This is a genomic window from Deinococcus apachensis DSM 19763, assembly GCF_000381345.1.
GTDB lineage: Bacteria > Deinococcota > Deinococci > Deinococcales > Deinococcaceae > Deinococcus > Deinococcus apachensis.
Map to the genome: position 1 here is coordinate 1 of NZ_KB906399.1, position 12,851 is coordinate 12,851.

The window sequence follows — 12,851 nt, forward strand, 5'->3', positions numbered from 1 at the left end:
CGCCGTTTTTCGGCTATCTGCCCGAGATTCGCCGGGCGGTGTACACGACCAACTGCGTGGAGGCTCTGAACTTCCAGCTGCGCAAGGTCACCAAGACCAAGGGGGCGTTTCCGAGTGAGGACGCGGCCTTGAAGGTGCTGTATCTGGCGATCCAGCGGGCGTCGGCGAAGTGGTCGGGTCCGATCAAAGACTGGCGCTCGGCCTTGAACGTTTTTACAATCGTCTTCGAAGGACGCCTTCCTGCCCGGTGATCACTCCGGAACCCCAACCCACAAACCTCGGGACACCCCCGGGGGAAGTGGGGCGGATGCCTACACGCTAGGCTGGGGCCCATGCGTCCCCTGATGCTCAGCGCCCTGCTCATGACGTCCACCGCGTTCGCCCAGACCACGACGCCCGCCACCCCGGCGCCCACCTTCACCCCCGTCCCGTACCTCTCCGCCGCGCCCGTCCGCACCTTCAAGGAACCCGGCTGGGTCATCAATCCGGCGAAGACCTATCGCGCCGTCCTGAGGACGACGAAAGGCGACGTGACGGTCGAGCTGTACGCGAAACAGGCCCCGAAAGCCGTCAACAGCTTCGTGTTCCTCGCGCTGAATCACTTCTACGACGGCACGCGCTTTCACCGCGTCGTCGAGGGCTTCATGGCGCAGGGCGGCGACCCCCTCAGCGCGGATGCGGCGCAGAAGGCGCAGTGGGGGACGGGCGGCCCCGGGTACGGCTTTTTCGTGGAACTCGACCAGGGGCTGAACTTCAACGTTGCCGGAGTGCTGGGCATGGCCCGCTCGCAGAGCTATTTCTCGCAGGGCAGCCAGTTTTTCATCACGCTGGCGCCCGCCGACTTCCTGAACGGCGAGTACACGGTGTTCGGCAAGGTCGTGACGGGACAGGACGTGCTCGCCAAACTCACGCGCACCGCGACGAGCGGCCAGGGCGGCGAGACGCCGATTCAGGGCGCCGAGCCGGACCGAATTCAGAGCGTGCAGATCCTCGTGTCGAAGTAAGGGCAGGTGTTCGGCAGCTTTGGCCGACCGCTGGTAGCTTTGAGCCATGCGTCTGACACGCCGTTTCCTCTTCCTGGTCGCCCTGGGGAGTGCCGCCGCCTGGTACGGGCAAAACGTTCTCCGTTTCCGCGATCCCGTCCGGGTCCCGCCTCCTCAAGCCGGAGCTGTGCTGAGCCCCGCCGACGGCCTGGTCACGTTCGTGCGCCGGATCGAGGACGGGAAGGTGGAATTTCCCGCCGCACCGCTGGACATTCCCCGTCTCACCGGGGTAGAGGCGGGGGAGGGCTGGCTGCTCGGCCTCTTCGTGGGGCCGCTGGACGTGCGTCACGGCTACGCGCCGACGGGCGGAACGGCGCGAACCGTCCACTGGGGCGGGAGTCGGGGGAGCGCGTCCCTTGCAGAAGCGCATACAGCCGCGCGCCTCCTGGTCGGTCTGCCCGCCGACCTGCTCGGAACGCCTGGACTTACCCGGAACGAGCGGCACACCACCGTCCTTTTGCAAGAGGCGGGGGACCTGGGCGTCACTCTGGTCGGGGGAAGGGGTGGCCTGGGCGCCGTCACCTATGCCCGCCCGGGTGCGGAGATTCGCGCGGGGCACAAGCTCGCCTTCCTGGGGAGGAGCGGCCTCGTCCTGCTCACGCTGCCCGCCAATGCTGTGCCGCAGGTCAGCGTGGGGGACCGGGTGACCGGGGCGGAGACGGTCGTGGCGCTCTTCGGCTGAGCGGGGCTACCGCAGCAGCGCCACCACCAGCGTCACGGCGAGCGCGGCCAGGCCCATGCCGATGCTGCTCGCCGCCCCGGTCGTCTCGCCCTCCTCGCGGGCACGGGCGGTGCCGATGCCGTGGGAGACGCTGCCTATAGCGATGCCGCGGGCGAGGGGATGGCGCACCCCGAGACGAGTCAGGGCCTGCGGCAACACAAGCGCCCCCACCAGCCCCGACAGCACGGCGAGCGTGGCGGCCAGCGCGGGCGGCGCGCCCGTCAGCCCCGCGAGCTGCACCGCGACCGGGCTCGTCGCGGGGGCCGTGGTGAGGGACCGCTGCGCCTCGGCGCTGAGACCCAGCAGGCGGGGCAGCAGGGTGTCCACCCCCACGCCGATCAGCGTGCCTGCCAGGCCCCCCATCACGAGCGCCCGCCATTCCCGCGCCAGCAGGGCCCGCAGCCGGTACAGTGGCACGGCGAGCGCCACCACCGCCGGGCCGAGCAGGAAGGAGATGGGGCGTACCGCCGCCGCGTACCCCTCATACGGCGTGCGCGTGAGCAGCAGCACGCCCGCGACGATGACCGTCGCCATCAGCGTCGGGTTGACGAGCGGATGCCGCGCCCTGACCTGCGCCACCACGCCCAGGCCGAAGGCGAGGAGGGTGAGGGCAACCCAGGTCACAGTGGTCCTGCGGGCGCAGAAGGCGGAGAGGGCTGACGGCCGACCGCTGACGGCTGCAGGCTCCTCATCCCCGCACCAGCCGCGCCGCCAGCAGTCCCGCCACCCCCGCCCCCAGCAGCAGCCCCGCCAGCATGACGAGGAGCCACAGTGCCCAGGCCGCGCCCGCCGACAGGTACTCGACCACGCCGACGGTGGCCGGGACGAACAGCAGCCCCAGGACGCCGAGCAGGCCGTCCGCCGCTTCCGTGAGCCAGTGGAGCCGCACCACGCCCAGCGACAGGGCCGCCCACAGCAGGACCATCCCCACGACTGAGCCCGGCAGGGGGAGGTGCAGGGCGGTAACCAGCCCGGTCCCCAGCGCCGCGAAGCCCGTCAGCAGTCCCAGCCCCAGCACGAAGCGCGCGGGGGCCGGAAGACTTGCCGTCAGCGAGGCGGGGCGGCTCAAGCTCAGGCCCCGGTACCCAACCGGGCGAGCATCCCGCGCACGACCTGCTTGGCGTGCCGGGCGACGCGGGGCATGAAGGTCCGGTAGTCCACCTGGGCGTCGTGATCCGCCGTGTCGCTCACCGAGCGGATCACCACGAAGGGCACGCCCGCCTTGGCACACACCTGCGCGACCGCCGCCCCCTCCATCTCCGCACAGGCCGCGCCAAAGGTCTCCCAGAGGCGCCGCGCCCCCTCCCGCGAGGCGATGAACTGGTCGCCGCTCGCCACCCGGCCCTCCAGCACCTGCACGCCCTCCACCTCGCCCGCCGCCTCCAGCGCGACGGTCCGCAGCGCCTCGTCGGCGGCCCAGGTGGGAGTCTCGCCCGGAATGGTGCCCAGGGCATAATTGAGCGCCGTCACGTCCACGTCGTGCTGCACAAGGTCGCTGCTCACCACGATGTCGCCCACCCGCAGGTCGGGGTGAACGCCGCCCGCCACCCCGGTAAAGATCACGCGGGAGGCGCCCTCCTGCAGCAGGTACGTGGCCGTCATCGCCGCGTTCACCTTGCCGATGCCGCCCTGGGTGAGCAGCACGGGCACCCCGTCCAGCGTGCCCCGGTACAGGGTGACGCCGGGCCGGGCCAGGTCCTCGCGGCCTTGCAGGCTCTCCAACAGCAACTCGATCTCCTCGTCCATCGCGCCCATGATCGCCAGCATGGGCGTCAGTGTACGGTCCAGGCGGAGTTCGCGGGTCCGGCAGAGCCAGGAGGGGCCTCTTCCCACTCCTGCCCAGTCCATGAAGAATCCGGTCCATGCCTGTGCCCCGCGCGGGAACCTCGCCGTCAGGGTAATGGGGTGGCCCGGGCCTTGCTACGGCCTCGGTCCGGCGCTGATCGGCGCCCCAGTCCGTCCCAGCGGCACCAGGCCTGTCGTGAGCGCCATGCTCGCCAGGATGAGCCCGAAGCCCGCGAAGCTCCAGACCGTGAGCGGTTCGCGGAGCAGGAGTGCGCCCCACACGATGCCGAAGGCCGGGGACAGGTACGTCACCATCGTGGCGCGCAGCGGCCCGGCGCGCTGAATCAGGCCGAAGTACAGGAGATAGGCGGCGGCGGTGGACAGCACGGCGAGGGCGAGCACCGAGGCGATCACGGCGCCTGACGGCACCGCCCCGGGCAGGGCCAGCGGCACGGCGGGCAGCAGCACGCCCGCCGCGCAGAGCTGGCTGTACAGCGCGAGCGCGAGGGGCGGCGTGTCCGCCATGTGGACCTTCGTGTACACGGCCGCCACGCCGTAGGACAGCGCCCCGAGCAGGGACGCCGCGACCGACAGCCCCACGGGCGGCGTGAGCGGGAGAGGTCCGAAGCCCACCAGGACCGTCACGCCCGCGAGGCCCAGGAGCAGCCCCGCCGTCCGGCCCGGGGTCAGACGTTCGCCGAGCCACGCGGCGGCCACGAGCGCCCCGAACAGGGGGGTCGTCGCGTTGAGGGTCGCCGCCAGGGACGCGGTGAGGTGGACGGTCGCCGCCGAGATCAGGATGAACGGCAGCGCCGAGTTGACCACGCCGATCACCAGAAATGGTTTCCAGTGCGGACGAAAGGCAGGCAGGGACCGTGTGGCGACGGCAAAGGCCAGCAGGGCGAGCCCGGCGATGAGGACGCGCAGCTCGATCAGGACCACCGGGCCGAGGACGGGCGCGGCGACCCGCATGAAGAGGAACGACCCACCCCACAGGGCGGAGAGGACGAGCAGCGCGGTCAGGTCTTTGGGCGACATGGGGACTCCTGGCCTGCCTCCGGAGGGCAGGTCGACTTGGGGAGGCGTACCGACCGGTTGGCAGTTCAGTCGGCGGCGGTCACCTGCTCGTGGTCGAGCAGCCTGCGCTTGCGTTCGGTCCCCCATCGGTAGCCTCCGGGGTCGCCTCCCGCCCGCACGACCCGGTGGCACGGCACGACGAGTGCCAGGGGATTGGCGGCGCAGGCCCGCGCCACCGCGCGTACCGCCCTGGGTTCGCCGATCATCTCGGCGACCTGGGCGTAGGAGCGCGTCTCCCCGTAGGGAATGGAGCGCAGCGCGGCCCACACCCGGCGCTGGAAGTCCGTTCCCGGCGCGTCGCTGGCGAGGGGCAGGTCACGCCGGACCCCCGCGAGGTGCCCGTGCAGGGCCTCGATATACCCGCCGAGCGCCGCCGCGTCCTGCACCAGGGTGGCCCGGGGATACTCGGCGCGAAGTTCCTGTTCCAGCACCCCGGCCTCCCCGAGCCTCACGGCCACGAGGCCCCGCCCGGTGGCGGCGACCAGCATCGGCCCCAGCACGCTCCCGGTGACGGCAAAGGTGATGGTCTCGCCCGCCCCGCCTGCCCGGTAACGGCCCGGCGTCATGCCGAGCTGGTCGGTCGAGCGGTCGTAGAGGGTGCGGGATGAGGCGTGCCCGGCCGCGTACAGGGCCGCCGTGACGCTCGCGCCCTCCCGGAGTTCGCGCCGGACGCGCTCGCCCCGCCGTGCCAGGGCGTACTGCTTGGGGCTCAGGCCCGTCTCCGCCTTGAACACCCGCTGAAGGTGGAAGGGGCTGAGGCCCACCGCCTCGGCGAGCTGCGCGAGGGACGGCGTGGGCTCCACGGTGTCGAGGAGGTGCTGCACGTGCATCACGGCGCGGCGCCGGGCCCCGACCTCGCCGGGCCTGCACCGCAGGCAGGGACGAAAGCCCGCCACCTGGGCCCCCTGCGGGTCGTCGAAGAACCGGACGTTCTCGCGCCTGGGACGGCGTGACGGGCACGAGGGGTGGCAGTAGATGCCCGTGGAGCGCACGCCGTAGTAGAACTGCCCGTCCTGGGAAGCGTCGCGGTTCAGCACGGCCTGCCAGCGGACCTCGTCTTGGGGGGTGGGCGAGAGCACTTGAGTCATGGGGGTTCCTGTGACCAAGCGTACCCGCAAGGCCCGAACGGGACTATCCGTTTCTTGCGCTGGAATTGAAGGCCAGAAGGTCGCGGCGGGACAGACCTTGACCTGGGTCATGGTCGCCCCGCCCCGCCCCGCGGCAGGCTAGGGTCATGACGCATATCATCACCAGCCCCTGCATCGGCGTGAAGGACCAGGCCTGCACCGAAGTGTGCCCCGTGGAGTGCATCTACGACGGCGGCGACCAGTACCTGATCCACCCCGACGAGTGCATCGACTGCGGCGCCTGCGTGCCCGCCTGCCCGGTGAGCGCCATCTTCCCGGAAGAGGACGTGCCTGCCGGGGAAGAGGAGTTCATCGTCAAGAACAAGGCCTTCTTCGGGGTATGACCCCGTTCGCCCCTCTGCTTGCCGCCCTGAACGTGCTGCTCGTCGGCATCTGGGTGGGCATGTACCTGTTCACGACCTATGTGGTGAGCCCGGCCTTCACGGAACTGTTTCCCGATGCCGCCACCCGCACCGCCAACCGCCGCCTCGTCGGGCGGTACTACGCGCGGGTAAATGGTCCCCTGACCCTGCTGCTGCTCGCCACGGTGGTGGCGCTGGGGGTCAAGCAGGGCTTTGACGTCGCGCTGCTCGCCGAACTCGTCCTGCTGCTGGGCATCGGGGGCCTGGTTGCCCTGCATGTCCGCTGGGGACAGGCCCAGGCCCGGCCCCCCGCCTGGATCACGAACCTCACCCTGGCGGCGAGTGCCCTGCTGTGCGCCTTCGCCATGGTGGCTTCCGCATGACCCTCCCCGTCACTCCCTCGGACGCCGTCTTTGCCCGCCTGGGCGACGAGGCGCTGCGCCGCGTGCTGTGGGCCTTTTACGCGAAGGTGACGGCGGACGAACTGCTCGGCCCCGTCTTCACCCGCAAGATCGGCCCCTTTCCGCGTGCAGGATGGCCGCTGCACATCGCCCGGCTGGAAGGCTTCTGGCGGGCGGTGACCGGTGGACCGAGCGCCTACCGGGGGCAACCCGGCCCGGCGCACGCGGACCTGGGGGTGGGCGCCCCCCACTTCGACCGCTGGCTGACCCTGTGGGAGGAGACATTGCGCGAACACCTCGATCCTCCCGAGGCGGAGGCGCTCCTCACCCTCGCCCGGCGGATGCGTGGGAACCTGGAGCGGCACGCGCGGTCGGGGCAGGAGTGAACCCCGTCCTGTCCCCCCAGGTTCCTGTCACGCGGCCCGCTGACCGGTAGGAGAGAGGCACGCTTCTGCCCCGGCTCGACGTGGCAACATCAGGGGCCGTGACGGGCCGCGCCGAACTGCTGCTGAGCCATGCCCCGGTCTTCCAGGGAGCGGAGGCCGCCGATCTGGACCCCCTGGCCGCCCTGGCCGTCTTCCGCACCCTGGTGCGGGGCGAACACCTCTTCCGCGAGGGGGACGCGGTGGACACCGTCTATCTCGTCAGCTCCGGCAGCGTGCGGGTGTACCGCCTGGCGCGGGGTGGCACCCGCGACCTCACCCTGCATGTGGAGGGACCCCGGCAACTCGTGGCGGGGGTCGCCGCCTTCCAGAGCCGCGCCGAGGCCCCGGCGAGTGCGGTTGCGCTGCAAACTCCCACCGAGGTGCTATGCCTGCCCGCCGACAGGGTGCGGGAACGGGTGTACGGGACTCCCGCCCTCGCGCGGGCCGTGATCACGTACTTCGCGCGGCGCCAAGCCGAACTGCTCGCCCGGGTCGAGGGGCTGGTCTTCAGCGAACTCGGTGAGCGGCTCGCCGCGTACCTGCTGGAACACGCCACCGAGCCGCACCTCCTGCCCACCAACAGTGAACTCGCCGCCCTGCTGGGCACGGTGCCCGAACTCGTCAGCCGCAAACTGGGCGAGTTCTACCGCCTGAACCTGATCCACCTGGAGCGCCGCCGGGTGCGGGTGCTGGACCTGGCCGAGCTCGCCCGGCTGGCGCGGGGAAACCGCGAGGGGTAGCGGGGGAGCGCCCGCTTCAGGCGTATCCTCGCCCCATGACCGACGCGCCGCTGCCCGAACTGATGCCCGACGCCAGCGTGGCCGACCCCTACGGCACCCTCGACCCCGCCACGCTGCGGCACCCCGACAGTCTGAAGTGGACCGCCTACAGGGAGGGCGTGATCCCGCTGTGGGTCGCGGACATGGATTACCCGGTCGCGCCGCCCATCGTGGCCGCGTTGCAGGAGCGCCTGACGCGCGGGCTGGGCTACCACCAGCTCCTGGGCGACCTCACTTTAAGCACGGCCCTGCGGCAACACCTCGCCACCCAGGGTCTCACCGACCTGCCGGAGGACGGCCTGACCTTCCTGCCGGGGGTGGTCCCGGGGCTGTACGCGGCCGTGAACGGTCTGACCGAACCCGGTGAGCCCGTGCTGACGATGACCCCCATCTACCACCCCTTTCACCTGGGCATCACCGAGCAGGGCCGCCGGGTGGCCGCCGCTCCGCTGCGAGAGGGGGAGGTGCGCTGGGAGATCGACTGGGAGGCCCTGGAGTCCGCCGCCGAGGGTGCCCGCCTGCTGATGCTGTGTCACCCCCACAACCCCACGGGGCGGGTCTGGGACGCTGCCGAGCTCGCCCGCCTACGCGACTTCGTGCTGGAACACGACCTCTACGTGGTGTCCGACGAGCTGCACGCCGACCTGCGTTACACCGACGCCCCCTTCGAGGCGTTCGCGGCCGACCCCCGGGTGCGTGACCGGACGCTAACCCTGACCGGACCCGCCAAGGCGTATAACACCGCCGGTCTAGGCATCGGCGCGATGGTGGGACACGACCCGGCGCTCGTGAAGCGGGTCAAGACCGCCGCCGGGGGACTGATGGGCCACCCCTCGGCGCTGAGTGTGACCGCCTGGCAGGCCGCGCTGCGCGAGGGTGGGCCGTGGTTGGCGGACACCGTCAGGTACCTGCGCGGCAACCGGGACGTGATGGCGGCCTTCCTCCAGGCCCAGCTCCCCTGGGTGCGCTTCAGCCCGCCCGAGGCGACCTACCTCGCCTGGCTCGACCTGCGGGCGCACCCCAGGGCCGGGGAGATCCAGAAGTTTCTGCTGGAGGAGGCCAAAATCGCCATCCATGACGGCCCCATCTTCGCGCCTGAGGACCTCAAGCCACGCTACCAGGGCTACATCCGCCTGAACTTCGCCACCAGCCGCGCCCTGCTGATTGAGGCACTGGAGCGGATGGCAGGGGCGCTGGGGGTCATTGAGTGAGTGGTCCGGACAGCGTTCACGTCCCCGGTCTCGGCACCTTTCGCCACGAGGTGGACCGCTCGTACGGGGGACCGGTGGGCGGCCCCTACGGCGAGCTGGTCCTGGTGTCTTGGGAGGCCGAGCTGGACAGGCGCGGCGAGCAGGTGAAGCTCTCGCTGTACGAGGACGGGTCGCCCCTTTCGCCTGAAGAGGTGACGCGGGCGGGTCAGCGGATGCTCGCCTTCCTCGAACGCGAGGAGAGCGCCCGCCGCGAGGTGGCGACCGCCCTGCTCGACCTGGCAGGCGACTGGTGGGCCGCGCGCGGCGACGAGGTGAGCGAGACGCCCCTGACCGTCGAGACGTTTCTGGGCCTGATGCGCCTGGAGGCCGTCGTCGCCGAGGAGGAGGACCAGCTCACCGTGTACTACGACGACGATGGGGAGGTCTTCGCGGGGCACGCGATCCAGGCCGTGTTCGGTGTGGATGGCACGTTGATCAACACCGACATTCCCGGATGAGACACCGTCAACCGTGCGGGAACCATGGTTCTCAACGCCCGGCCTGCGTCTCCTCCGCCGTCAGCTCCCGCAGCCGCTCGATCAGGGGCCGCAGCCGTTCCCGCCGCAGCTTGAGGGCCGCCCGGTTCACCACCAGGCGGGCGCTGGAGTGGAACAACACGTCCACCTCCTCCAGGTTGTTCGCCCGCAGCGTGCTCCCGGTCTGCACGAGGTCCACCACGGCGTCGGCCAGGCCCGTCAGCGCCGCGAGTTCGATGTTGCCGGAGAGCTTGACGACCTCGGCGGGAATGCCCCGCGCGGCGAGGTAAGCGCGGGCCGAGCGCGGATACTTCGTGGCGACGCGCCCGATAGGCCCGTTTGCCCCCACCTCCCGGATCAGCGAGAGGCGGCAGGCGGCGAAGCGCAGGTCCACCGGCTCGTACACGGTGCGGCCCGACTCGATCAGCACGTCCTTGCCGACAATGCCCGCGTCCGCCACGCCCAGGTCCACGTACACGGGCACGTCCTGATTCCGCAGCTCCAGCACGGTCACGCCGGGAAACTCGTGCCGCAGCGCGCGCGACTTCTCCGGCAGGGTGAGGGGCAGCCCCGCGAGCGACAGCAGGCGCACGGCCTCCTCCAGAATGCGCCCCTTGGGCAGCGCGAGGGTGAGGTGGTCGGGACCGCGGGGCGGGGCGGGCGTCATGCGCTCACCTCGCTCAGCTCATCCCCCTGTACCCAGCGGCGAATCCCCCGGCGGGCACAGTAAGCGAGGAGTTCGGCACGGTCCTCCGTCCACGCGAGTTCGGCGACAAGACCGGCGGCGCGGGCCGTCTCCGCCCCGGTGGCGTCGAGGGCCAGCACAACCTCCGGCTCGCGGGGCAGGGTCGCCGCCGTGACCTCCGTCAGCCGCTCCAGCCCGATGGCGAAACCTGCGCCCGGCAGCCCGCCCAGGTCGTAGCGCCCGCCGCCCAGCACGGGCTGGTTCAGACCCTCGGCGTAGGCCCGGAAAGTGATCCCGGTGTAGTACCCGTAGCGGCGGCTGGCCCCCAGGTCGAACAGCAGGCCTGGGCCGTACAACGTGGCGACCGCCTCCAGGTGCGCCACCGCCCCCCGCGCCCGCTCGCCCCGAGCTAGCGTTCCCGCCTGCGCCAGCACCTCCCGCCCGCCGTACAGATCCGTCAGGGCGTGCAGGGTCACCGTCACGTCGCGGCTCAGCCCATGCGCGGCGGCGAGCAGGTCCACGTCCGCCCCGCTCTTGCGGTCTATGGCGTCGTGCAGGGCGTTTCGCACTCCTCCAGGCAGGCCCGCGTCCTCCAGCACCGCGTCCACGAAGCCGGGGTAGCCCACCTCCATCACCGCCTCCACCCCCACTGCCTTTAAGGCCCGGGTGCCCAGCAGCAGCAATTCCACATCCGCCTGCGGCGTCGCCACGCCGACGAGTTCCACCCCCACCTGGCCGAACTCGCGCAGTCTCCCCAGCTCGCTCGTCAGCGTCCGCAGCCACAACCGCCCGCCGTACTGGAGGCGCAGGGGAAAGGGACCCTCTGGGAACCGCGCCCGCACCAGCCGCCCAATCGCCGTCGTGAACTCGCTGCGAAGCGCCAGGACCTCGCCGCTCGCGTCGATCAGCTTGAAGGCCCGCGCGTTTTGCGGGTGAGCCTCCGACGCGAACTCCAGCGCGGGCACCTCCACGCCCCGGTAACCCCACGCGGCGAACTCGCCCGCCAGCCGGGAGCGCAGATGCTCGCGCCAGGCCCACTCGGGCGGCAGCACGTCGCGGGTGCCCTCGGGAACACGGGTGGGGGTGGGGGGGCGGGCGGGCAGGCTCACGGTGGGCATTAAAGCACTCCGGCGCGCGGGGAGGGGGTGGGGCGATGAGCCGTAAAGGGTGTAAGCCGTGAGCCGGGAAAAAGAGGGTTATCGCCAAACCTCTTCGGGTATCAGCTCAAGGCTTACAGCTCACCACCCTATACTCCCCCCATGCGCTGTGCCCCGCTCGCCCTCCTCCTGCTCGCGCCCCTGCTGGGCGGCTGTACCCGCACGGCGGACACCTTCAAGCCGCGCATCGTGATCACGAGTCCCGACGGGGGCGGGGTGAGCCGGGCGCGTTCCTTCACCGTGAAGGGCTATGCGCTCGACGATCAGGGCGTTACGCAGCTCACGGTGAACGGCCGGTCCATCCCCATCCAGTCGGGGAGCCGCAAGATCGCCAACTTCCAGTTCCAGACGCAACTGGCGGGGGGGCGCGGCGAGTACACCATCGCGGCGCGCGACGCGGCGGGCAACCGCGGCGCGCTCGTCCTGCCCATCGCCGTGGACGGCACGCCGCCGACGGTCAAGGTGACGCGCTTCGAGCGGGAGCGGAACGTCGTGCGCGTGACCGGCGTCGCCACCGACAACGCCCGGGTCACCGAGGTCAGTGTGGACGGCAAGCGCCTGAACATCACCCCCGGCACCCGGGTGGATTTCTATGCCGAGACGAGCGGCGTGTACGCGGATATCGCGGTGACCGACGGGGCCGGGAATGTGACCAAGCTGCGGGCGCGGCGCTGAGGCGACGGCAGCCGGGCACAGTCACCCGTTTGCCCGCCCGCTAGCCTGACCGCGTGCCGCGCGTCCCGTCTGCCGAAGCCCCCGCTCGTCTAGCGCCGAAGGGGCGCGTGCCCCGGCCCACTCCTGCTCAGGAGGCCCCCCCGCCCGACCACCTGCCGGAAATTCTGCGCCGTCTTGCGGAAGCTTACCTGCCGTCTCCCCCCGCACCCCGGGTCAGCCCTGAGCCGCTGGACGACCTCGTGGAGACCATCCTTGCGCAGCAGAACACCTCGGCCCTGACGCGGCGGCAGTTCGCGGCGCTCAAGGCCGCCTATCCCGTGTGGGAGGCGGCCCTCGCTGACGGTCCCGACGGGGTGGAGGCGGTGCTGCGCGCGGCGGGTGGGGGCCTGGCACGGATCAAGGCCGACTACATCTGGAACGTGCTGCACCGGCTGGAGGAGTTGCAATCACCCGGGGAGGAGGGCAGTCCCCTCAGCCTGCGCGCCCTGCGGAGCATGGACGACGCCGAGGCCCGCGCCCTGCTGGAGTCGCTGCCCGGCGTGGGGATGAAGACGGCCAGTCTCCTCCTGCTGTTCGATCTGGCTCGCCCGGCGATCCCCGTGGAGAACAACATCTGGCGCGTCGCCGGGCGGCTCGACCTGATTCCTGCGCGCTGGAACGTCCTCAAGGCCGAGCGCTGGTTTGACGAGGTGCTGCCGCGCGACTGGGCGACCCGCTACACCTTCCACGTCTCGGCCATCCGGCACGGGCGCCAGACCTGCCTCTCCCGGCGCCCCCGCTGCGAGGTCTGCGTGCTGCGCGACCTCTGCCCCTCGGCGGGGATTTTCCTGGAAGACGGACCGGATACACGTTGAGGGGCCGGAGACCCGCAGGTCCGGCCCCCCTCCT

At 71.3% G+C, this 12,851-nt stretch carries 18 protein-coding genes; 11 read left to right on the forward strand and 7 right to left on the reverse strand.

Translation table 11 applies throughout. From position 1 onward, the window contains the following. The 3 genes from F784_RS27685 to F784_RS0104505 all read left to right on the forward strand — a co-directional run. The coding region (locus tag F784_RS27685; RefSeq protein WP_019585512.1) for a transposase at nt 1-251 on the forward strand (251 nt) is incomplete at its 5' end. An 81-nt stretch (nt 252-332) separates the two neighbouring features. Beyond that, nucleotides 333-1,004, forward strand: a complete 672-nt coding sequence (locus F784_RS0104500) for a peptidylprolyl isomerase (RefSeq protein WP_019585513.1) — start codon at nt 333-335, stop codon at nt 1,002-1,004. Nucleotides 1,005-1,050: 46 nt separating this feature from the next. Further along, nucleotides 1,051-1,725 (forward strand): phosphatidylserine decarboxylase, encoded by a 675-nt coding sequence (locus tag F784_RS0104505; RefSeq protein WP_019585514.1) that lies wholly within the window; start codon nt 1,051-1,053, stop codon nt 1,723-1,725. A gap of 6 nt (nt 1,726-1,731) precedes the next feature. Here F784_RS0104505 and F784_RS0104510 read toward each other — a convergent pair whose 3' ends face one another. From F784_RS0104510 to ada, 5 genes are all read right to left on the reverse strand, one after another. After that, nucleotides 1,732-2,388 (reverse strand): LrgB family protein, encoded by a 657-nt coding sequence (locus F784_RS0104510; RefSeq protein ID WP_019585515.1) that lies wholly within the window; start codon nt 2,386-2,388, stop codon nt 1,732-1,734. 64 nt (nt 2,389-2,452) lie between these two features. Further along, on the reverse strand, nt 2,453-2,833 hold the full coding sequence (locus F784_RS0104515; RefSeq protein ID WP_019585516.1) for a CidA/LrgA family protein: 381 nt from the start codon (nt 2,831-2,833) through the stop codon (nt 2,453-2,455). Nucleotides 2,834-2,835: 2 nt separating this feature from the next. Continuing rightward, entirely contained in the window at nt 2,836-3,531 is a 696-nt protein-coding gene (locus tag F784_RS0104520) for a 5'-methylthioadenosine/adenosylhomocysteine nucleosidase (RefSeq protein ID WP_019585517.1), read from the reverse strand. Between the two features lie 153 nt (nt 3,532-3,684). After that, the gene (locus F784_RS0104525) at nt 3,685-4,587 is read right to left on the reverse strand and encodes a DMT family transporter (protein ID WP_019585518.1); all 903 of its coding nucleotides are present in this window, start codon (nt 4,585-4,587) and stop codon (nt 3,685-3,687) included. 65 nt (nt 4,588-4,652) lie between these two features. Continuing rightward, complete coding sequence (gene ada / locus F784_RS0104530; RefSeq protein WP_019585519.1) at nt 4,653-5,714, reverse strand: bifunctional DNA-binding transcriptional regulator/O6-methylguanine-DNA methyltransferase Ada; 1,062 nt, start codon at nt 5,712-5,714, stop codon at nt 4,653-4,655. Between the two features lie 146 nt (nt 5,715-5,860). Between ada and F784_RS0104535 the strand changes: the two genes are divergently transcribed. The 6 genes from F784_RS0104535 (at nt 5,861) to F784_RS0104560 (ending at nt 9,428) form a co-directional block, all read left to right on the forward strand. After that, nucleotides 5,861-6,097, forward strand: a complete 237-nt coding sequence (locus F784_RS0104535; protein WP_019585520.1) for a ferredoxin — start codon at nt 5,861-5,863, stop codon at nt 6,095-6,097. Continuing rightward, nucleotides 6,094-6,498 carry a hypothetical protein gene (locus tag F784_RS0104540; RefSeq protein WP_019585521.1) on the forward strand — a complete coding sequence of 135 codons (405 nt, stop codon included), beginning with the start codon at nt 6,094-6,096 and terminating at the stop codon, nt 6,496-6,498. The genes F784_RS0104535 and F784_RS0104540 overlap by 4 nt, the downstream gene beginning before the upstream one ends. Next, a complete protein-coding gene (locus F784_RS0104545) occupies nt 6,495-6,902 on the forward strand; it encodes a group III truncated hemoglobin (RefSeq protein WP_019585522.1) in 408 nt (135 codons plus the stop codon). The genes F784_RS0104540 and F784_RS0104545 overlap by 4 nt, the downstream gene beginning before the upstream one ends. A 98-nt stretch (nt 6,903-7,000) precedes the next feature. Then, nucleotides 7,001-7,681 carry a Crp/Fnr family transcriptional regulator gene (locus F784_RS0104550; RefSeq protein ID WP_019585523.1) on the forward strand — a complete coding sequence of 227 codons (681 nt, stop codon included), beginning with the start codon at nt 7,001-7,003 and terminating at the stop codon, nt 7,679-7,681. A 35-nt stretch (nt 7,682-7,716) separates the two neighbouring features. Beyond that, a complete protein-coding gene (locus F784_RS0104555) occupies nt 7,717-8,931 on the forward strand; it encodes a MalY/PatB family protein (RefSeq protein ID WP_019585524.1) in 1,215 nt (404 codons plus the stop codon). Beyond that, nucleotides 8,928-9,428, forward strand: coding sequence for a DUF2262 domain-containing protein (locus F784_RS0104560; RefSeq protein ID WP_019585525.1), 501 nt, complete (start codon nt 8,928-8,930; stop codon nt 9,426-9,428). Before F784_RS0104555 ends, F784_RS0104560 begins: the two co-directional genes overlap by 4 nt. Before the next feature lie 31 nt (nt 9,429-9,459). Here F784_RS0104560 and hisG read toward each other — a convergent pair whose 3' ends face one another. Together hisG and F784_RS0104570 are read right to left on the reverse strand one after the other, a co-directional pair. Then, complete coding sequence (gene hisG, locus F784_RS0104565) at nt 9,460-10,113, reverse strand: ATP phosphoribosyltransferase (protein WP_019585526.1); 654 nt, start codon at nt 10,111-10,113, stop codon at nt 9,460-9,462. After that, the gene (locus F784_RS0104570) at nt 10,110-11,249 is read right to left on the reverse strand and encodes an ATP phosphoribosyltransferase regulatory subunit (RefSeq protein WP_019585527.1); all 1,140 of its coding nucleotides are present in this window, start codon (nt 11,247-11,249) and stop codon (nt 10,110-10,112) included. Before F784_RS0104570 ends, hisG begins: the two co-directional genes overlap by 4 nt. Before the next feature lie 141 nt (nt 11,250-11,390). On the opposite strand from F784_RS0104570, the gene F784_RS0104575 reads away from it, so the two are divergent. Both F784_RS0104575 and F784_RS22310 read left to right on the forward strand, forming a co-directional pair. Beyond that, complete coding sequence (locus F784_RS0104575; RefSeq protein ID WP_019585528.1) at nt 11,391-11,963, forward strand: hypothetical protein; 573 nt, start codon at nt 11,391-11,393, stop codon at nt 11,961-11,963. A 107-nt stretch (nt 11,964-12,070) separates the two neighbouring features. Beyond that, entirely contained in the window at nt 12,071-12,817 is a 747-nt protein-coding gene (locus F784_RS22310) for an endonuclease III domain-containing protein (RefSeq protein ID WP_051086929.1), read from the forward strand. Nucleotides 12,818-12,851: the final 34 nt, after the last annotated feature.